This is a genomic window from Streptomyces olivochromogenes (assembly GCF_001514115.1).
Classification (GTDB): domain Bacteria; phylum Actinomycetota; class Actinomycetes; order Streptomycetales; family Streptomycetaceae; genus Streptomyces; species Streptomyces olivochromogenes.
The window spans coordinates 23,561-41,237 of record NZ_KQ948461.1 but is presented as its reverse complement, the minus strand read 5'-3'; the positions used below and the strand labels follow the sequence as shown (position 1 = coordinate 41,237).

General features: G+C 69.2%; 18 protein-coding genes. 6 read left to right on the top strand and 12 right to left on the bottom strand.

What is annotated here, in order from left to right:
- Positions 1-4 precede the first annotated feature (4 nt).
- The 6 genes from AQJ27_RS27730 to AQJ27_RS27705 are packed head-to-tail and all read right to left on the bottom strand — an operon-like array spanning position 5 to position 6,375.
- Complete coding sequence (locus tag AQJ27_RS27730) at positions 5-1,372, bottom strand: cytochrome P450 (RefSeq protein ID WP_067374557.1); 1,368 nt, start codon at positions 1,370-1,372, stop codon at positions 5-7.
- Positions 1,373-1,387: 15 nt separating this feature from the next.
- Positions 1,388-1,579, bottom strand: a complete 192-nt coding sequence (locus tag AQJ27_RS27725; RefSeq protein ID WP_054235694.1) for a ferredoxin — start codon at positions 1,577-1,579, stop codon at positions 1,388-1,390.
- Positions 1,580-1,607: 28 nt separating this feature from the next.
- On the bottom strand, positions 1,608-2,969 hold the full coding sequence (locus AQJ27_RS27720) for an ABC transporter substrate-binding protein (RefSeq protein WP_067374554.1): 1,362 nt from the start codon (positions 2,967-2,969) through the stop codon (positions 1,608-1,610).
- A gap of 36 nt (positions 2,970-3,005) precedes the next feature.
- The gene (locus AQJ27_RS27715) at positions 3,006-4,208 is read right to left on the bottom strand and encodes a CaiB/BaiF CoA transferase family protein (RefSeq protein ID WP_067374551.1); all 1,203 of its coding nucleotides are present in this window, start codon (positions 4,206-4,208) and stop codon (positions 3,006-3,008) included.
- On the bottom strand, positions 4,208-5,644 hold the full coding sequence (locus tag AQJ27_RS27710) for an aldehyde dehydrogenase family protein (protein WP_096240415.1): 1,437 nt from the start codon (positions 5,642-5,644) through the stop codon (positions 4,208-4,210). The genes AQJ27_RS27715 and AQJ27_RS27710 overlap by 1 nt, the downstream gene beginning before the upstream one ends.
- Complete coding sequence (locus AQJ27_RS27705; RefSeq protein WP_067374546.1) at positions 5,641-6,375, bottom strand: SDR family oxidoreductase; 735 nt, start codon at positions 6,373-6,375, stop codon at positions 5,641-5,643. The genes AQJ27_RS27710 and AQJ27_RS27705 overlap by 4 nt, the downstream gene beginning before the upstream one ends.
- Before the next feature lie 236 nt (positions 6,376-6,611).
- On the opposite strand from AQJ27_RS27705, the gene AQJ27_RS27700 reads away from it, so the two are divergent.
- The 6 genes from AQJ27_RS27700 to AQJ27_RS27675 are packed head-to-tail and all read left to right on the top strand — an operon-like array spanning position 6,612 to position 11,475.
- On the top strand, positions 6,612-7,418 hold the full coding sequence (locus AQJ27_RS27700; protein WP_067374543.1) for a TauD/TfdA dioxygenase family protein: 807 nt from the start codon (positions 6,612-6,614) through the stop codon (positions 7,416-7,418).
- Entirely contained in the window at positions 7,415-8,119 is a 705-nt protein-coding gene (locus AQJ27_RS27695) for an SDR family NAD(P)-dependent oxidoreductase (protein WP_067374541.1), read from the top strand. The genes AQJ27_RS27700 and AQJ27_RS27695 overlap by 4 nt, the downstream gene beginning before the upstream one ends.
- Positions 8,116-8,646 carry a carboxymuconolactone decarboxylase family protein gene (locus tag AQJ27_RS27690; RefSeq protein WP_067374536.1) on the top strand — a complete coding sequence of 177 codons (531 nt, stop codon included), beginning with the start codon at positions 8,116-8,118 and terminating at the stop codon, positions 8,644-8,646. The genes AQJ27_RS27695 and AQJ27_RS27690 overlap by 4 nt, the downstream gene beginning before the upstream one ends.
- Before the next feature lie 34 nt (positions 8,647-8,680).
- Positions 8,681-9,943 carry an aromatic ring-hydroxylating oxygenase subunit alpha gene (locus AQJ27_RS27685; RefSeq protein ID WP_067374535.1) on the top strand — a complete coding sequence of 421 codons (1,263 nt, stop codon included), beginning with the start codon at positions 8,681-8,683 and terminating at the stop codon, positions 9,941-9,943.
- Positions 9,930-10,250 carry a hypothetical protein gene (locus AQJ27_RS27680; RefSeq protein WP_067374532.1) on the top strand — a complete coding sequence of 107 codons (321 nt, stop codon included), beginning with the start codon at positions 9,930-9,932 and terminating at the stop codon, positions 10,248-10,250. The genes AQJ27_RS27685 and AQJ27_RS27680 overlap by 14 nt, the downstream gene beginning before the upstream one ends.
- Before the next feature lies 1 nt (position 10,251).
- Positions 10,252-11,475, top strand: a complete 1,224-nt coding sequence (locus AQJ27_RS27675; RefSeq protein ID WP_067374529.1) for a metal-dependent hydrolase family protein — start codon at positions 10,252-10,254, stop codon at positions 11,473-11,475.
- An 86-nt stretch (positions 11,476-11,561) separates the two neighbouring features.
- Here AQJ27_RS27675 and AQJ27_RS27670 read toward each other — a convergent pair whose 3' ends face one another.
- Genes AQJ27_RS27670 through AQJ27_RS27645 form a run of 6 tightly spaced genes read right to left on the bottom strand, consistent with a single transcriptional unit; the run spans position 11,562 to position 17,676 of the window.
- Positions 11,562-12,353, bottom strand: a complete 792-nt coding sequence (locus AQJ27_RS27670; protein WP_067374526.1) for an enoyl-CoA hydratase — start codon at positions 12,351-12,353, stop codon at positions 11,562-11,564.
- A 15-nt stretch (positions 12,354-12,368) separates the two neighbouring features.
- Complete coding sequence (locus tag AQJ27_RS27665) at positions 12,369-13,517, bottom strand: acyl-CoA dehydrogenase family protein (RefSeq protein ID WP_067374519.1); 1,149 nt, start codon at positions 13,515-13,517, stop codon at positions 12,369-12,371.
- Positions 13,514-14,458 carry an acyl-CoA dehydrogenase family protein gene (locus AQJ27_RS27660; protein WP_079065299.1) on the bottom strand — a complete coding sequence of 315 codons (945 nt, stop codon included), beginning with the start codon at positions 14,456-14,458 and terminating at the stop codon, positions 13,514-13,516. Before AQJ27_RS27660 ends, AQJ27_RS27665 begins: the two co-directional genes overlap by 4 nt.
- Positions 14,448-15,389, bottom strand: coding sequence for an NADPH:quinone oxidoreductase family protein (locus tag AQJ27_RS27655; RefSeq protein WP_067374517.1), 942 nt, complete (start codon positions 15,387-15,389; stop codon positions 14,448-14,450). Before AQJ27_RS27655 ends, AQJ27_RS27660 begins: the two co-directional genes overlap by 11 nt.
- Positions 15,386-16,402 (bottom strand): phosphotransferase family protein, encoded by a 1,017-nt coding sequence (locus AQJ27_RS27650; RefSeq protein WP_079065298.1) that lies wholly within the window; start codon positions 16,400-16,402, stop codon positions 15,386-15,388. Before AQJ27_RS27650 ends, AQJ27_RS27655 begins: the two co-directional genes overlap by 4 nt.
- A complete protein-coding gene (locus AQJ27_RS27645; protein WP_067374505.1) occupies positions 16,399-17,676 on the bottom strand; it encodes an acyl-CoA dehydrogenase family protein in 1,278 nt (425 codons plus the stop codon). Before AQJ27_RS27645 ends, AQJ27_RS27650 begins: the two co-directional genes overlap by 4 nt.
- Position 17,677: the final 1 nt, after the last annotated feature.

Here is a 17,677-nt window from a genome sequence, read left to right as displayed (position 1 = left end):
AAGATCAGCGGTCGATCCTCGCGGGCCCCTTGCGTACCGTGACCGGCTCGGCGAGCCTTTGTTCGTCGACGACCCTCTGGAGGGTCTCCAGGGTCTCGTCGAGCCCGGCACCGGTCCGGGGGCCCGGCGTGAAGGTCCCCGGAAGGTGCCGCATGCCCTGGATGACGCCGATGGTCTCGTAGTGCTCCGCGCCCTCGGGGTCGCAGCGGAAGTCGGGCATCCGGTCGAGGACCTGGGTGACCATCCGCTTGAACACCGTGCGTGCCACGTTGGAGCCGATGCAGCGGTGGATGCCGAGGCCGAAGCTGCTGTGCCGGTTGCCCTTGCGTTCCATGTCGATGGAGTCGGGCTCCGGGAACACCTGCGGGTCCCGGTTCGCCATCGCCCAGGACAGCCAGAGCCGTTCGCCCTCCTTGAACCGGGTGCCGGCGATCTCGCAGTCCGCGGAGAAGGTCCGTCCGTCACCGGGCGCGGGGGCGTAGAAGCGCAGGAACTCCTCGGTCGCGGAGTCCAGCAGCGCCTTGCGGTCCCGGCTGAGGCGGTCCCGTTCGGCCGGGTGCTCCGAGAGCCACTCCAGCGCGTGCGCGGTGAGCGCCGTGGTGGTGTCGAAGCCGCCGCCGATCAACAGGGCGAGCACGCCGAGGAGTTCGTCGTCGGGCGGGGACTGGCCGTTGATCTCCGCGCGGACCAGGGCGTCGACCAGGCCCGGGCGCGGTGCCTGCCGGATCTCCGCGATGGTCATGGCCAGGTCCGCGCCCATCGCCTTCTGCAGCTCGACGACGCGGGCCTGGTCGGGCGAGTTCGGCGGTGTGTAGACCGAGGCGTGGGCCGCCTCGTTGTAGATGGTCCACTTCCTGACCGGGATGCCCATCATGGCGAGCGTGAGCACGGCCGGTACGACGTTGGCGAGGTCGTCGACGAAGTCGATCCGCCCCGACTCGATGTTCTCGTCGATGCAGGCGCGCGCCACCTCGTCGATCAGCGGAATCCAGCGGCTGATGGCGGCGGGCGACAGATAGGGGTTGAGCGTCTGGCGGTAGTAGCGCTGCTCGGGCGGATCCATCTCCAGGAACCCGCCCCTGACGGCCTTCGCCCGGGGCGGCGGCGGGATGGTGATGCCCTGGTACCCGCGCCGCTCACCCTTGACGTCATGGTCGTTGGAGAGGAACTCGGCGGACCGGGCCAGCTCGAAGACCTCCCGGTTGCCACTGGCGACCCAGTGACCGCCGTAGGTCTCCGACCAGGCGATGGGGCACTTGGACTGCAACTCCTGGGTGACCGCCTGGAATTCGTGGCGGTACTCGGGAGTGTGCCGGTCGAAGTGCACCGGGTTCCTCTTGGGGTCGTCGTTGACGGTGTCGTCCGTGGTCATCGGATTGCTCTCCCCTCAGGAGATGAAGATCGCTCGCTCGGGGCAGGACCTGACGGCCTCGACGGCCTCGTCCTGCTGGTCGTCCGAGACCTCTTCCTTGATCACCGATGAGTGACCGTCGATCTCGCTGAGCTCGAAGATGTCCGGAGCACGCATGGCGCAGAGCGTGTGACCCTGGCAGCGCTCCGGGTCTACCCGTACCTTCACGTCGCTTCCTTCCTGCCGCGCGGGGTGGCTACTTGAGGTCGGCCAAGGACTTGCCGACATCGGCCAGGGTCATGGGCTTGGCGTAGGTGCCCTTGAACTTGTAGGGGGTCACGTTGCAGCGGTAGGCGCCGGTGTCGGGCTTGAAGTCGGCGGCCACCCAGCCCTTGGCGGTCGCCTTGACCGGGTCGAAGCACTTGGGAGCCACGGTGGGGGACGACAGGTCCATCGGGGCCTGCAGGCCACCGCCGGTCCAGGCGGTCTGCTTGAGCGCGTTGTCGTACACGCACGTGCGGGTGAGTTCGGCGCAGTCGCCGGCGGCCGTGGCGAACAACAGCCAGCTGGAGAAGGCCTTCAGCGCCGGCAGGGTGACCTGGGCGTCGGGGGCGTACTTCTTGTAGAGGTCCTCGACCGCCTTGGTCGCCGGGTTGGAGGAGTCCTCCAGCGGGGCGAAGCCGCCGAGGTCGGCGAAGTTGGCCTGCTTCGCCAGCGCGGTACCGGCCAGCTGGATGAAGGCGGGGCCGTAGGCGTTGCTGTTGGCGTCGATCCAGTCGGGCGCGTAGCCGATGTTGGTGAGTACCTGCTCCAGCTTGGCCAGACTGGCGAAGTCGCCGAGGAAGACCAGTCCCTTGACCTTCTTGTTCTTGATGGACTGCGCGTACGGTGTCCAGTCGGAGACACCCTGGGCCGGATACAGGTCCGAGTAGGTGATCCTGCCGCCCGCCGCGATCAGCGTCTCCTTGTCCTGCGCGGTGATGGGCTTGACGACCGGGGAGTCACCGGCGATGATCCCGACGCTGCTCGCCGACGCCGGGTACGCCTCCTTGAGCAGCCAGGAGAAGTAGCCACCGTAGGGCGAGTAACCGGTCGCGGCGCCCTGGACGGTCACCTGGAGGTCCGCTCCGATGGCCTGGCTGGTCTGCGCGGGGAAGTCGGGGAGCAGGCAGTTCAGCCTGTCCTTGACGCCCATGCCGTCGAGCGCGGCGCCGCCGCCGACGAGCGCGAAGTCCGAGCGACAGGCCTCGATCATCCGCTGGCGGACCTCGACGAGCTTGGAGTCGTGGGTGACGGGAACGAGCTTGCGTCCGTTGATGCCGCCCGCGTCGTTGCACCAGGAGATGAACACCTTGGCCGCGTCGACGAACTCCGGGTTCTTGGTGAAGCCGACGTCGCTGAAGACACCGACCTTGATCTCGGAGTTGGTGACTCCCTGGGCGGTGGAGGCCTTGACCGTGCCGGAGTGGCAGACGTGTCTGAGCGTGCCGAAGTCGGCCGCCGCGGCGGAGTCGGACGCGGACGCGGAGGGCTTGTCGCCGCTCGGCGACGTGGTGGAGCGGGCGGAACACCCGGCCAGGGCCAGGACGGCGGCCACAGCGATGAGCAAGCGTCTCATCGGTTCTCCTCGATTTCGTTCCCCGAAAAAGGGTGGTCAGGTGACCGCGCCCGCTTCTTTCAGCTCGATGATGCGGGGCCAGTCCAGTCCCAGTTCCCTGAGGATTTCCTCGGTCTGGGCAGCGAACTCGGGCGCCGGCCCGAGTGAGGGAGCGGTGGTGTCGAACTGCACGGGGCTGGCGGCCAGATCGATCTCACCGACCCGGAGCAGGTACTCGTTCGCCCGGATCTGCGCGTCGGCGCCCACCTGCAGGGTGTCCTGCACCGGGGCCCACGGCCCGGCAAGGGTGGCGAAACGCTCGGTCCACTCGGCGAGGGTGCGGCCGGCCAGCACCGTCCGCAGGATCTTGACGGCCTCTTCGGTGTTCGCGGCGAGCAGCTCGGCCGTGGCGAAGCGGGGGTCGTCGGCCAGCTCCGGGTGGTCGATGTGGTGGCACACGTCGGCCCAGAACTTTCCGGGCTGGAGCATGACGAAGGCCAGATAGCGGTCGTCGGCCGTGGCGTAGATGCCGGACAGCGGGTTGATCGGCGAGCCGTGGGCACCGGGCACCGGTGCCACCCAGGACTTGTCGAGGTGCAGCGAGACCGCGGTGGCCTGGCCGTTGGCCCATACGCCACTGCCGAGCAGGGAGACGTCCACGACCGACGGCTCGCCGGTGCGCTCGCGCCGCAGCAGTGCCGCCGCGATGCCTCCGGCGAGGTTCGTGCCGGAGATGGTGTCCCCGTAGGCGGGCGTGGGGCTGATCATGCCCTCGACGCCGGGCGGGGTGATGCTGGCGGCGGTGCCGCCCCGGGCCCAGAAGGCGGTCATGTCGTACCCGCCCTTCTCGGATTCCGGTCCGCGCGGCCCGAGCGCGCTGCCACGGGCGTAGATGATGCGGGGGTTGACCGCGCGGATGTCGTCGACGTCGATGCCGAACCGCCGCCGGTGTCCGGGCAGGAAGCTGGTGAGGAACACGTCGGAGCGGCGGGCCAGGTCGTGGAGGACTTCCCTGCCCTCGGGCCGGGTCATGTCGAGGCCGAGGCTGCGCTTGCCCCGGTTGGCGTGCTCGATGTTGGGGTTCGGGTCGCCCTCGACGCGCAGCGTGCCGGTCTGCCGCAGACCGCGCTGCGGATCGCCCGTGACGGCGTGTTCGACCTTGATGACGTCGGCGCCCCAGTCGGCGAGCACGGCTCCGGCCGAGGGGACGAAGCCGTACATGGCGACTTCGAGGACGCGGATGCCTTCGAGCGGACGCATTACGGGACCACCACCGCGAAGGACTTGATCTCCAGGAACTCCTCCAGGCCGGCGACCCCGCTCTCCCGGCCGACGCCCGACTGCTTGTAGCCGCCGAAGGGGACTTCCTGGGAGAAGTAGTTGCCGCCGTTGATGCTGAAGGTGCCGGTACGGATCCGGCGCGCCACGGCGATGGCCCGCTGGGCGTCGGCGCTGTGCACCGCGCCGGACAGGCCGAAGATCGAGTCGTTGGCGATGCGTACGGCGTCGTCCTCGCCGTCGTAGGGAATGACCGCGAGCACCGGTCCGAAGACCTCGTCCTGCGCGATCTCGCCGGCCGGGTCGACGTCGGCGAGCAGGGTGGGCGTGTAGAAGAAGCCCGGGTCGACGCGCTTGCCGCCGGTGACCAGCGTGGCGCCGGCCGCGACGGCCCGTTGCACCATGGCGTCGACCTTGTCGCGCTGGCGTTCGCTGATGAGCGGCCCCATGAAGGTCTTGGGGTCGGTCGGATCGCCGTACGACACGCGTTCGAGGCCGGCCGCGACCATGGCGACGATCTCGTCGTGGTGCTCCCTCGGCACGAGCAGCCGGGAGGTGAGCGCACAGCCCTGTCCCGAGTGGGAGCAGATGGTGAAGGCCGCGAACATGGAGGCGGCGCGGAAGTCGGCGTCGTCGAGCACGATCATGGCGGACTTGCCGCCGAGTTCCAGGAAGACCTTCTTCACGGTGGCGCTCGCGGCCTCCATGATCCGGCGGCCGGTCGCGGTGGAGCCGGTGAAGGTGATCATGTCGACGTCGGGGTGCTTGGTGAGCACCTCGCCGGCCTCGACCCCGGAGGAGACGATGACGTTGACCACGCCGGGCGGGATGTCCGTGTGTTCCGCGATCAGTTCGCCCAGGTACAGGGTGGTCAGCGGGGTGTCCGGGGCGCCTTTGAGGACGACCGTGCAGCCGGCCGCGAGCGCGGGGACCAGCTTGGCGAGCGCGAGCTGGTTCGGGTAGTTGTACGGGATGATCGCGGCGACGACCCCGGCCGCCTCCTTCTCCACCCAGCGGCGGTGGCGCTGCCCGCGGATCTCGCTCTCGCCGAGCTCCTCGGTCAGGGGGTACTTCTCCAGCAGGTCGGTGTAGTACGGGACCAGCTTGATCGGCTCGTCCAGCTGGGGGCCGTGGGTGAGCATGCGGGGCGCGCCGACCTCGGCGATCGTCAGGTCGCGCAGCTCTTCCTGATGGTCGGTCAGCGCCCGGTGCAGCTGGCGGAGGCAGCGCAGGCGCCGGGCGGTGTCGGTCGCCCAGCTCGTGGTGTCGAAGGCGCGGCGGGCGGCGGCGACGGCGGCTTCGGCGTCGGCGGCCGTGGCGTCGGGGGCGTGGTCGAGCACTTCGCCGGTCGCGGGGTTGAGCGAGGGGAAGGTCTTCTCGGTCTCGACGAGCCGGCCGTCGATGAGCAGGCGCTTCACAGCCGGACCACCTGTCCGCCGTCGACGCTGACGACCTGACCGGTCAGCCAGCGCGCCTCATCGGACAGCAGGAACAGGACGGCGGGCGCCAGGTCTTCGGGCGTGCCCATCCGCTTGATGGCCAGGTTGTTCGTCATCTGCTCCTGGAACTCCCTGGGCACGACGCTCCGGGTGGCTTCGGTGTCCGTGGGTCCGGGCGCGATCCCGTTGACCCGGATGTTCTTGCCGCCGAGTTCGGCGGCGAGCGAGGCGGTCAGGCTGTTGATCCCGGCCTTGGCCAGTCCGTAGTAACCCCCGCCGAGCCAGGCGGCGGTGGACGACTGGTTGACGATGGCGCCGCCCTCGGGCATGTGCGGGACGACGGCGCGGGTGCAGTGCAGCGCGCCCATCAGGTTCACCTGGAGGAAGCGGTTGAGGTAGTCGAGGGGGACCGTGGTGAGGCCGTCGCGCCTCATGCTGTGGAAGATGGCGGCGTTGTTGACCAGGTAGTCGATGCGTCCGAACTCCGCCATCACGGCGGCCGCCATCGCCTCCGCGGACGCGGGGTCGGCGACGTCCACCTTGACGAACAGAGCCGCGTCGCCGATCTCCTTGGCGACCCGCTCGCCCTGTTCCTCGTTGAGTTCGGCGACCACCACGCGTGCGCCTTCGGCCGCCAGTGCCCGGGCGTAGCCCTCGCCGATGCCCTGGCCCGCGCCGGTGACGATCGCAACCTTGTCCTGGAACCGCATCCTGCCTCCTTGCTCGGATGTGGTGGAAACTATATTCTCAGCCTACGCAAATCAATATTCCGGAAACGAGAACGTCATGGCAGGCGGGAGAAGGCGAGGACCGGCCAAACCTGACCATCATTCAGGATCGGAGGCTCATCCCGACGGACAGCGGGAGGCGAGAGGCCCGCCGTCCCAGGCCTTCCGGTGGACCAACTGGCGAGAATACTATTCTCGCATCTGGAAGGGAGATTTTCATGATCGCAACGAAGGCCCTCAGCCCGAGCCTGGGCGTAGAGGTCACCGGGGTCGGCAATCCGCTCGACGATCAACTGATCAGCCGGTGCGCGGAGGCGCTCCAGTGGCGCGGCATCCTTCTCGTCCGCGGTCTGCACCTCGACGACGAAGGCCAGCTGGCCTTCAGCCGCAGGCTGGGCAAGGTCTTCGCGGTGCGGGGCAAGGAGATCTTCACCGTCTCGCTCGACCCGGCCAGGAACCCGACGGCCGAGTACCTCAAGGGGACGTTCCACTGGCACATCGACGGCACCACCGACCCCGTACCGACCAGGACGACCACACTGACCGCCCGGCATGTGGCCATGACCGGCGGCGGGACCGAGTTCGCCAGTACCTACGCGGCGTACGAGAACCTTCCGGAGGCGGACCGCAAGCAGTACGACGACCTGCGCGTGGTGCACAGCTTCGAGGCGGCCCAGCGGCTGGTGACGCCCGATCCAGGTCCCGAGGTGCTCGCGGGCTGGCGCAAGGTCCCCACCCGTGAGACGCCGTTGGTGTGGAAGCGCCGGGACGGCCGCCGCTCGCTGGTGATCGGGGCGACGGCGGACCACATCGTCGGCATGGCGGCCGCCGAAAGCCGGGCCCTGCTGGACCAGTTGCTGGAGTGGACCACCCAGGAGAGGTTTCGCTACACCCACGACTGGCGGGTCGGCGACCTGGTGGTGTGGGACAACACCGGGATGCTGCACCGGGCGCTGCCGTACAGCGCCGACTCGCAGCGGACGCTCCAGCGCACCACCATCGTCGGCGACGAGGAGCTGTCATGAGGACGGCGGTCGTCACCGGCGGCGCTTCCGGTATCGGTCTGGCCATCGCGGAGCGGCTGGCCAAGGACGGCTACCAGGTCGCCGCGCTCGACCTCGATCCCTCGGACACGAGTGTCGTCCCCGCCACCGACGTCGCCGACCGGGCCCAGGTGGATGCGGCGCTTGCCGCGGTCAGGGAACGGCTGGGACCGGTCACGATCCTGGTCAACGCGGCCGGAACGGACGGCTTCAAGCGCTTCTCCGACCTCACCTTCGAGGCCTGGCACCGGGTGATCAACGTCAATCTGAACGGCGTCTTCCACTGTGTGCAGGCCGCGCTTCCGGACATGATGGAGGCGGGCTGGGGACGGATCGTCAACATCTCCTCCTCGAGCGCCCAGTCGGGCCAGCCGTTCATGACGCACTACGTGGCATCCAAGTCGGCGGTCAACGGACTGACGAAGGCGCTGGCCCTGGAGCTGGGCCCGTTCGGCGTGACCGTCAACGCGGTACCGCCCGGTTTCATCGACACCCCGATGCTGCGCAAGGCGGAAGCGCGCGAACTGCTCGGCGGGACAGTCGAGGAGCACATCCAGCGCACGCCGGTACGACGGGTTGGCCGCCCGGAGGACATCGCCGCGGCCTGCGCGTTCCTCGTGTCGGAGGAGGCCGGATACATCACGGGCCAGATCCTGGGCGTGAACGGGGGCCGCAACACATGAACCGCATCCCGCCGCTCCCCTACGACGAGTGGGACACCGAGGCGATGGCGTCCTTCGCACCGGGGCGCAAACTGCTGCCGTCCAACGCCCTGGGTCTCTTCGCGCAGCACCCGGAACTGGCCACGGCCTTCCTGGGCTACAGCCGATATCTACTGAGCCGCCGTTCGACACTGCCGCCGCGCACCCGCGAACTGGCCATCCTGCGGGTGGCCTGGCGCAGGCGCTGCCAGTACGAGTGGTCCCAGCACGTACTGATCGCCCGGAAGGCCGGCGTCACCGACGAGGAGATCGACGCGATCCGCGTCGGCAAGCCGACCCCGATCACGCGGGCGGTGGACGAACTGGAGACGGACTCGGGCCTGTCCGACGACACCTACCAGGCGCTAGCCGCCGACCTGAACGACCGGCAGCTCATGGATCTGGTCTTCACCATCGGCACGTACGGCCTGCTGGCCATGGTCCTCAACACCTTCGAGGTGGAGCTCGATCCCGGCCTACCTGCGGAGAACTTCACTATCACTGAGTGAGAATGCTATTCTCACTCCGGAAAGGGGAGCAGCCATGCCACACTTCAGCAAGCCTGAGGCCGGGAGCTGGACCGAGCAGTACCCCGAACTGGGCACGAGTCCCGTGAACTACGAGGACTCGATCGATCCCGCCTACTACGAGGCCGAGCGGGAGGCCATCTTCAAGCGGACCTGGCTCAACGTCGGCCGCGTCGAGCAGGTCCCCAAGCCCGGCCACTACTTCACCAAGGAACTCGCCGCGGCCGGCACCTCACTGATCATCGTCCGCGGCCGCGACCAGCAGGTCCGCGCCTTCCACAACGTCTGCCGCCACCGCGGCAACAAGCTCGTGTGGAACGACTTCCCTGGCGAGGAGGTCAAGGGCACCTGCCGCCAGTTCACCTGCAAGTACCACGCCTGGCGCTACGACCTCACCGGCAAGCTCACCTTCGTCCAGCAGGAGGGCGAGTTCTTCGACCTCGACAAGGACGACTACGGCCTCAAGGAAGTCGCCTGCGACATCTGGGAAGGCTTCGTCTTCGTCAACCTCGACCCCCAGCAGGGCCTGCGGGAGTACCTCGGGGACATGGCCAAGGGCCTGGAGGGTTACCCCTTCCACGAGATGACCGACGTCTTCACCTACAAGGCCGAGGTCGGCAGCAACTGGAAGCTGTTCATCGACGCCTTCGCGGAGTTCTACCACGCTCCCGTCCTGCACCAGAAGCAGGCCACCAAGGAGGAGGCGGAGAAGCTCCTGGGCTACGGCTTCGAGGCGCTCCACTACGAGCTGCACAGCCCCCACTCGATGATCTCGTCCTGGGGCGGTATGGCGCCGCCGAAGGACCCCTCGATGGTCAAGCCGATCGAACGGGAGCTGCGCAGCGGTCTGTTCGGCCCCTGGGACCGGCCCGACATCGCGGGCCTCGACCCCCTGCCGGCCGGTGTCAACCCGGCCCGCCACCGCTCCTGGGGCACCGACTCCTTCGTGCTGTTCCCGAACTTCATGCTGCTCCTGTGGGCGCCGGGCTGGTATCTGACGTACCACTACTGGCCGACGGCCGTGGACAAGCACCTGTTCGAGGCGAACCTCTACTTCGTCCCCGCGAAGACGGCCCGCGAGCGCCTCGCCCAGGAACTCACCGCCGTCACCTTCAAGGAGTACGCCCTCCAGGACGGCAACACCCTCGAGGCCACCCAGACGATGCTCAAGGGCCGCTATGTCACCGACTTCCCCCTCAACGACCAGGAGATCCTCCTGCGCCACCTCCACAAGGTCGTGAGGGACTACGTGAAGGAGCACGCCGATGCTGCCGAGTGACTTCGCCGAACTCGAGCCCTACAGCGACTGGATCCTCGGCAGCGAACGCGAACGCTACGCCAAGCGCCTCGCCAGCGGCATGGCGGACATGCAGGCGTTCTACGACGCGGCGTTCCCCCTGCTGGACCGCGCGACGACACATCTCGACACGTTCCCGCTCGACGACCTGCCCGAGCCCGAACGCAACCTGATGCTGCTCATGTTCTCCCTCGTCATGGTGTCGTTCCCCATCGAGGTCTGGAAGCAGCCCCGCGTCCCCGACTCGGGCGCCGCCTACCTCGACGTCATCGCCGAGCCGCAGGTCTGAGATGGTCACGCTCAAGGCCGCCCGCGTCCTGCACGTCGAGACGGGGCAGATCGAGGAACCGGGCCTGGTCACCGTCGACGGCGACCGCATCACGAGCGGCGGCCGCGCAGGAGGAGGCGAGGGTGACGTCCTGGATCTGGGCGACGTCACTGTGCTGCCCGGCCTGATGGACATGGAGGTCAACCTCCTCATGGGAGGCCGGGGCGAGGTCCCGGGCCTCTCCCCCGTCCAGGACGACCCGCCGCTGCGCATGCTCCGCGGGGTCGCCAACGCACGCCGGACACTGCGCTCGGGGTTCACCACCGTCAGGAACCTCGGCCTGTTCGTGAAGACCGGCGGCTATCTGCTGGACGTCGCCCTGGCCAAGGCCATCGACGCCGGCTGGATCGACGGCCCCCGCATCGTCCCCGCGGGGCACGCGATCACCCCGACCGGAGGGCATCTGGACCCCACGATGTTCGCCGCGTACGCCCCCGGCATCATGCCCCTCTCCCTGGAGGAGGGCATCGCCAACGGCGTCGACGAGGTACGCAAGGCCGTCCGCCACCAGATCAAGTACGGCGCCCAGCTCATCAAGGTCTGTGCGTCGGGCGGGGTCATGTCCCACACCGGCACCGCGGGCGCCCAGCACTACTCCGACGAGGAGTTGCGGGCCATCGTGGACGAGGCCCACCGGCGCGGACTCAAGGTGGCGGCGCACACCCACGGCGCCGCCGCCGTCCGGTCGGCCGTGGAGGCCGGCATCGACTGCATCGAGCACGGCTTCCTGCTGGACGACGAGACCATCGAGCTGATGGCCGAGCGCGGCACCTTCCTCGTCGCCACGACCGCCCTGATCGACGGCATGGACATCTCCAAGGCCCCGCCCGAACTGAAGGCCAAGGCCGGCGAGATCTTCCCGCACGCCAGGACGGTCGTCGCCCGGGCCCTCAAGGCGGGCGTGAAGATCGCGGTCGGCACCGACGCGCCGGCGATTCCGCACGGCCGCGGCGCCCAGGAGCTCATCGCCCTCGTCGAGCGCGGGATGACTCCGCTGGAGGTGCTCCGGGCGGCGACGGTCAACGCGGCCGAGCTGATCGACACCGAGGACCGCGGACGGATCGCCGAGGGACTCCTCGCGGACCTGATCGCCGTACCCGGCAATCCGCTGGAGGACATCTCGGTGACGGCCGACGTCCGCTTCGTGATGAAGGGAGGGAAGGTCTTCCGTCACGAGCGCGGCTGAACAAGGCCTGCCCGCGGGGTCGTTCTGAGGGGCGGGGCGCGTTTCGCGCCCCGCCCCTCAGAACGTCATCCTCAAGCCGACCGCGTTCACTGCGCCTTGATGTGGTCCTTCATCTCCTCCAACCGCGTGAGGATCGGGTAGCCGCCCACGCTCAGTGCGTTCCCGTGCCCGGTCTCGTGGATGTCGAACACCGACTGGACGGCCGCGTAGAAGCCCTGCACGTCCAGGGTCTGGTTGACGGCCCGCTTGGCCTGGCGGAGCGCGAAAGGGTGCATCCGCGCGATCTGCCCGGCCAACTCCATGGTGGCCGCGTCGAGTTCGCCGAGCGGGACGACACGGTTGACCATGCCGACCTTCTCCGCCTCCTCGGCGGTGACGGCCCGGCCGGTGAAGAGGATCTCCTTCGCCTTGCGCGGTCCGAGCTCCCAGGTGTGACCGTGGTACTCCACTCCCCCGATGCCCATGTGCACCACGGGATCGGAGAACTCGGCGTTCTCGGCGGCCACGATCAGATCGCAGGGCCAGCACAGCATCAGGCCGCCCGCGATGCACTTGCCCTGGACCGCGGCGATCGACGGCTTGGGCACGTTGCGCCAGCGCAGGGTGTACTCCAGGTACCTGCGCGCCTCGGCGGTGTAGATCCACTCCAGGGTGATCTTGTCGGGGCTCGGCCAGCGGTCCTTCAGGTCGTGGCCGGCCGAGAAGTGCCGTCCGTTGCCCCGCAGCACGATCACCCGTACGTCCTCGTCGGCCGCGGCGCGGGTCCAGGCCGCGTCCAGGTCGTCGAGGAGTCCCATGGTCTGGGCGTTGGCGACCTCGGGCCGGTTGAGGCTGATGACCGCGACCCGGTCCTCGACCTCGTACAGAATCTGGTCCATCCACGTCCTCCTGGGTTATCTCGGCAGGCCGAGGACGCGCTCGGCGATGATGTTGCGCTGGATCTCCGAGGTGCCGCCCGCGATCGTCCCGGCGAAGCTGCGCGCGTACCGCTCGAACCAGCTGGAGATGAAGTGGTCGATGCTCATGTGGTTCGGCGGGCCGGTCACTTCGGGATGGACCAGGCCCTCCGGCCCGCGGTCCTCCAGTGCGTTGAGGCTCGCGACCTGGATCGCCTCGGAGCCGAGCAGCTTGAGCACCGACAGCTCCGCCGGGTCACGGTCGCCGCCCAGCTGGCGGTAGCCGAGCAGCCTGAGCGCCTGGGCGTCCATGAGGAGCGTCGCGTACCACTCCTCGTCGCTGGGCGCGTCCCGGATCAGGTCGTCGAGGCGCTCGGCGAAGCTCAGCCACAGCATGGTCCGCTCGTGCCCGAGCGAGCCGTGCGCCACCGACCAGCCCTTGTTCAGAGGCCCGACGAGGTTCTCGCGCGGGACCCGGACGTCGGTGAAGAACACCTCGTTGAAGTCGAGGTCGTCCTGCGCGGCCATGGACGCGAACGGTCTGCGCACCACGCCCTCGGTGTCGGTGGGGATGAGCAGCACGCTGATGCCCTTGTGCTTGGGCGCGGCCGGGTCGGAGCGGACGAACGTCAGCAGGACGTCCGCGTCGTGCGCGCCCGACGTCCACACCTTCTGCCCGTTGACGACGAACTGGTCGCCGTCCAGGACCGCGCGGGTGCGCAGCCCGGCGAGGTCGGATCCGGCGCCCGGCTCGCTCATGCCGAGCGCCGCCGTGATCTCGCTGCGCAGGAGGGGAACCGCCCACCGCTTCTTCTGCTCCTCGGTCCCGAAGGTGAGGATCGAGGCCGCGACGATGCCGATGCCCTGGGGGTTGAAGCTGTGGTAGATCCGCCGCCTCGACAGCTCCTCCAGGTGGGCGAGTTGCTGCGGCAGGGTGGCGTTCCGGCCGCCGTACTCGGGGGGTTTGCCGGGCAGCAGCCAGCCCGCGTCGAACAGTGTGCGCTGCCAGCGGCGCGCCCACGCGGGGACGTCGGCGCTCGACCGCGACGCGGGGCCGGCCTCGTCCGGGGTGGGCAGGTGGGCGTCGAGGAAGGCGGCGAACTCGGCACGGAACTCCTCCACTTCGGAGCCGGAGTCCAGCTTCATCCCGTCACCACCCCTTCCTGCCCGCTCGTCTCCCGATACGGCCCGGACCTCTCCCCCTGCGGCCCGGACCTCTCCCGTTCCTGCCGTGTCTTCTCCAGCAACGCCCTGCGGTGTACGGCCGCCGTCCCCAGCAGCAGATCGCCGGCCTTGGCCCGCTTGAGGTGGATCTGCAGTTCGTTCTCCCAGGTGAAGCCCATCGCTCCGAAGAGCTGGAAGCCGTTACGGAAGACGATCCGCTGGCACTCCCCGGCGGCGGCCTTGGCCATCGAGGCCGCCCGGCCGCGCCGTGGGTCGTCCTCGGCGATGGTCAGCGCGGAGAAGTAGGCGAGGGCGCGGGCCCGTTCGATGGCGACGTACATGTCCGCCGCCTTGTGCTTGACGGCCTGGAAGGAGCCGATGGGCACGTCGAACTGGACGCGTTCCTTCACATGGGCCACGGCCAGATCCAGGATGCGCCGGCAGCTGCCGACCGTGGAGATCGCCAGGCCCATCAGGGCGAGGTCCGGGATCCCGGGGACCAGGTCGCCCACCTCCACATGAGCCACGTGGAGGGTCGGGTCGAAGATGTCGGCGCGCGCCGCGCCGAGCTCCGGGCCCGTCACGATCCGCACGCCGTCGCGGGTGAGCACGGCGATCTCGTCCGCCCGGTCCGCGTCGAGGACGAACCGGCCGGTGCCGTCGAACACTCCGGTCCCCGAGCCGCTCGGCAGCCGCCCGGCGAGCGGAGCGAACCAGGTGGCCGTGGCCAGGAAGGGGGTCGGATCGGCGGCGTACCCCAACTCCTCCAGGACGATGGCGAGTTCCACCGGAGGGGCCTCCAGCCACCCCAGTTCCAGATAGGTCGCCCACAGCTGGTCCGCGGGCTGCGAGCGCGACTTGGCGACCGTCTCCCGTACCAGCCGTTGCAGCAGCCGTTGGTCCTCGTCGAACTCAAACTCCACGGCCCACCTCCAGAAGGGTCTTGCCGATGGCACGGCGGTCCAGGTCCAGGGCCGTCGCCACCTCGTCGAGCGGGTGGACGGCGTGGACCCGGGGGTGGATCAGGTCCTCGGCGAACATGCGGTTCAGCTCGCCGCGGGTGACGGCCAGCTGCTCCCGGCCGTGCCGCGCCCAGCCGCCGAAGTCGAAGCCGTGGATCGTGACGCCCTTGAGCATCGCCAGATTCAGCGGGAGCCGGGGCACCTCGCCGTAGGCGAAGCCGACGTTCACGAACCGGCCGCCCCAGCGCATGGCCCGCAGCGCCTGTTCGGAGTGCGGTCCGCCGACCGGGTCGATCACGAGGTCGGCGCCGCCCGAGTCCCGCAGCCGCCGCTTGAGGTCGTCGTACGGGAGCGCTTCATGGGCGCCCTGTTCGAGGCAGGCCGCCCGCTTCTCCTCGGTGGAGGCCACGGCGACCACCTCCGCGCCGAGCAGCGCGGCGAGTTCGACGGCCGCGAGACCGACCCCGCCGGCCGCGCCGAGCACCGCCACCCGCTCCCCCTCCTGGAGGCGGCCGATCAGCGTCAGCGCGTTGTACGCGGTGGCGTGCGAGACCCCGAAGGCCGCCGCGCGCCGGGTCGGGATCGTGTCGGGGATCCGGTACAGGCCGGCCGCCCGGACGGCGACCCGCTCGGCGAAGGCACCGACGAAGACGGACCCGAAGACCCGCTGGCCCTTCTCGAACCCGTGCCCCGACTCGGCGACCACCCCGGCGAACTCACTGCCCGGAGTGAACGGCAGGTCCGCCTTCACCTGGTAGGTACCCCGGATCACCAGGACGTCGGCGAAGTTCACCGCCGCGTAGTGCACGTCGACGGGTACCTCACCGTCCGGGTCGGGGACCTCCTCCACGACCACCGGGCCGCCGACGGCATGACACCGGGCCGCCCTCATAGCCGTGTCGTCGCGGCCAGTTCGGCCGCCTGGGCCGCCATCTGCAGGACCGCGTCCCCGTAGTAGGCCATCTTCGGGTTGCCGCCGTCGCCCTTCACATGGCGGGCGTAGCCGCCCTCCAGCACGATCGCCATCTTGAACCGGGCGAGGATCACGTAATAGTCGATGTCGGCGACGTCCCGGCCGCTGACCTTGGCGTAGTGCTCGATGATGTCGGCCCGGTCCGGCATGCCCGTGTAGTCGGCGTACCTGCCCGCCGCGTCCCGGTCCTCGTCGGCGTTCGGCCAGCCCATGACGACCCATCCGAGGTCGAGCAGCGGGTCGCCCACGGTGGCCATCTCGAAGTCGACCAGGGCGGCGAGCTCGGCGGGCGCCCCGTGCTTGAACATCACGTTGGCGAACTGGTAGTCGCCGTGGATGATGCCTGGCTCCCAGTGCCGGGGCCGGTGGGTGCGCAGCCAGGCGGCCGCCGCGTCCAGCCCCGGTATCTCGCGGAACCTGAACTTCGCCAGGTGCGCCTGCCAGCGGTCCACCTGGCGGTCGTGGAAGCCTTCGGGCCGGCCGAACCCCTCGAGTCCCTGGGCCCGCCAGTCGACGTTGCCGAGCTTGGCGATGCCCTCCACCAGCTCGTAGGCGAGACCGGGGCGCAGGGACAGATCGCTCTTGAAGGGCTCGGGCCAGCCGTCGGTGTTCATCGGCGACCAGCCGTTCACATGACCCATGAGGTAGAAGCACGAGCCGATCACGTCGGTGTCGTCGCAGACCGCGATGGCCTCCGGATGTGGCACCTCCGTCCCGCCCAGCGCGTTCAGCACCCGGAACTCCCGCAGCATCGTCTCGTTGCGGCCCGGCGGCACCTTCTCCGGGGGCTTGCGCAGCACCATCCGCCGCTCGCCGCGCCGGATGTCGAAGATGTCGTTGGAGGTGCCCCCGGATATGAGGGACACCTCGACCGGTTCACCCGGAGCGATGTCCTGACCGTCCAGCCAGCGGGCGAGCGACTCGATGTTCACATGTTCTCCAGCTGCTTGCGGGCCCACTCCCGGCGAGCGGGCAGATGCTGTGAGGGCCAGGGCCCGGACGCGGCCTCGTAGCCGCGCAGGAGGTCCTTGGCCACCGTGACCTTGTGGATCTCCGAGGGCCCGTCGACGACCGCCATGACGGCCGCGCCGGTCCACATGTCGGCGAAGGGCATCTCGTTGGACACGCCCAGGGCGCCGTGCAGGTGCATGGAGCGGTACACGATGTCGTGCAGCACCTTCGGCGTCAGGAACTTGATGGCGGAGATGTCCTTGCGGACCCGCTTGTAGTCCTGGTACCGGTCGATCTGCCAGGCCGTGTGCAGCACGAACAGCCGGAACTGCTGCAACTGCGCGTAGGAGTCGGCCAGGTCGGCCTGGACGAGCTGCTTGTCGGCCAGCCTGCTGCCCTGGGTCTCCCGGGACAGGGCGCGCTCGGCCATCATGTCCAGCGCCTTCTGGCACTGTCCGACGACCCGCATCGCGTGGTGGACCCGTCCGCCGCCGAGCCGGGTCTGCGCGATGGCGAAGGCCTGGCCCTCGCCGCCGAGCAGTGCGTCACCGGGGACGCGGACGCCGTCGTACTCGATGAGCGCGTGCATGCCCTCGTCCGGGGCCTCGCTCATCAGGCCGAGGTGGCGCTCCATCCGGATGCCGGGGGTGTCGCTGGGCACCAGGAACATCGACATGCCCCGGTACGCGCTGACGTCCGGGTCGGTCACGGCCATCACGATGACGAACTTGGAGGTGCGCGCGTTGGAGGAGAAGAACTTGCGGCCCGTGATGACCCAGTTGTCGCCATCCCGTACGGCGCGTGTGGTGAACATCTTCGGGTCGGCGCCGGCCTGCGGCTCGGTCATGGAGAAACAGGAGAAGCACTCGCCTTCGAGCAGCGGCTTGAGATAGCGCTCCTTCTGCTCCTCGGTGCCGTAGCGGGCGATGATCTCTGCGTTGCCGGTGTCCGGCGCGGCCGTGCCGAAGATGACGGGGGCCCAACTGGACTCGCCCAGGATCTCGTTGATGAGGGCCAGCTTGAGCTGTCCGAAGCCGCGTCCGCCGAGCTCCGGGCCGAGATGGGGCGCCCACAGGCCCTGGTCGCGCACCTGCTGCTTGAGGGCCCGGACGACCGGGCCGGTCTCCTCGTCGAGAGGGTGGAAGGCCCGGTCCGGGTAGACCAGGTCCAGCGGGTCCACACGCTCGGCGCGGAACCACCTGATCCACTCCAGTTTCTTCTCGAACTCCGGCTCGGTGGAAAAGTCCCATGCCATG

Bases quoted from the DNA above. Each gene is read 5' to 3' on its own strand.
- AQJ27_RS27730 (WP_067374557.1), bottom strand. From the start codon at position 1,372: ATGACCACGGACGACACCGTCAACGACGACCCCAAGAGGAACCCGGTG.
- AQJ27_RS27720 (WP_067374554.1), bottom strand. From the start codon at position 2,969: ATGAGACGCTTGCTCATCGCTGTGGCCGCCGTCCTGGCCCTGGCCGGG.
- AQJ27_RS27715 (WP_067374551.1), bottom strand. From the start codon at position 4,208: ATGCGTCCGCTCGAAGGCATCCGCGTCCTCGAAGTCGCCATGTACGGC.
- AQJ27_RS27705 (WP_067374546.1), bottom strand. From the start codon at position 6,375: ATGCGGTTCCAGGACAAGGTTGCGATCGTCACCGGCGCGGGCCAGGGC.
- AQJ27_RS27700 (WP_067374543.1), top strand. From the start codon at position 6,612: ATGATCGCAACGAAGGCCCTCAGCCCGAGCCTGGGCGTAGAGGTCACC.
- AQJ27_RS27695 (WP_067374541.1), top strand. From the start codon at position 7,415: ATGAGGACGGCGGTCGTCACCGGCGGCGCTTCCGGTATCGGTCTGGCC.
- AQJ27_RS27690 (WP_067374536.1), top strand. From the start codon at position 8,116: ATGAACCGCATCCCGCCGCTCCCCTACGACGAGTGGGACACCGAGGCG.
- AQJ27_RS27685 (WP_067374535.1), top strand. From the start codon at position 8,681: ATGCCACACTTCAGCAAGCCTGAGGCCGGGAGCTGGACCGAGCAGTAC.
- AQJ27_RS27680 (WP_067374532.1), top strand. From the start codon at position 9,930: ATGCTGCCGAGTGACTTCGCCGAACTCGAGCCCTACAGCGACTGGATC.
- AQJ27_RS27675 (WP_067374529.1), top strand. From the start codon at position 10,252: ATGGTCACGCTCAAGGCCGCCCGCGTCCTGCACGTCGAGACGGGGCAG.
- AQJ27_RS27670 (WP_067374526.1), bottom strand. From the start codon at position 12,353: ATGGACCAGATTCTGTACGAGGTCGAGGACCGGGTCGCGGTCATCAGC.
- AQJ27_RS27665 (WP_067374519.1), bottom strand. From the start codon at position 13,517: ATGAAGCTGGACTCCGGCTCCGAAGTGGAGGAGTTCCGTGCCGAGTTC.
- AQJ27_RS27655 (WP_067374517.1), bottom strand. From the start codon at position 15,389: ATGAGGGCGGCCCGGTGTCATGCCGTCGGCGGCCCGGTGGTCGTGGAG.
- AQJ27_RS27645 (WP_067374505.1), bottom strand. From the start codon at position 17,676: ATGGCATGGGACTTTTCCACCGAGCCGGAGTTCGAGAAGAAACTGGAG.